Genomic DNA, 607 nt, shown 5'->3' on the forward strand with positions numbered 1-607 from the left:
CTTCCGAACTATCTTCAATTAACCAGTCGTGATAATGTGCAAGCAGTTCACCAGAGTACCACTTATACGCATTAGGTTCTTTTTCAGGTGGTGGAGCAATAAACGGCTTGTTTACAAACACATTTAAGAAATGCAAGCCGTTTGGATTTGTATACTGCTTATAATTTTCAAATATTTCTTTGCGAAATTCCGGTTTTATGTAGTGTAGGACACCACTTGAAAAGATAACGTCAAAATGCGTATCCAAACGATAATCTAAAATATCTGCCTTGAATACATTAACATGGACACCGATTTTTTCAGCAAGTCTCTTGGTTTTCTCTATACCTGCGTCCGAAACATCAAATGCAGTGACATCATATCCATTTCTAGCAAAAAATACGGCGTCTTTTCCCTCACCACATCCAATATCCAATAATTTTATGTGTTTATTGGGGGGCATAAACTGCAAAACCTGATAACACACTTTATTAGGTTCAGTACCCCAGTAATATTCTTGCGTTTTATATTCTTCCTCGTAAATGGTAATCGTTTTATCCCGTGATACATACCCAAGAAGCTTGTCTATGCTTACTTCTAAAGTTCTTGATAACTGAGGTAGTAACGA

1 protein-coding gene is annotated in these 607 nt (G+C 36.7%); it reads right to left on the reverse strand.

Going from position 1 to position 607, the window contains the following annotated elements; all coding sequences use genetic code 11:
- Nucleotides 1–607: class I SAM-dependent methyltransferase (locus L696_RS0109245; protein ID WP_025683396.1), on the reverse strand; the 607-nt coding region annotated here is incomplete at both ends.

The sequence above is a fragment of the Paenibacillus maysiensis genome (assembly GCF_000520815.1).
GTDB classification, from domain to species: Bacteria; Bacillota; Bacilli; order Paenibacillales; family Paenibacillaceae; genus Paenibacillus; species Paenibacillus maysiensis.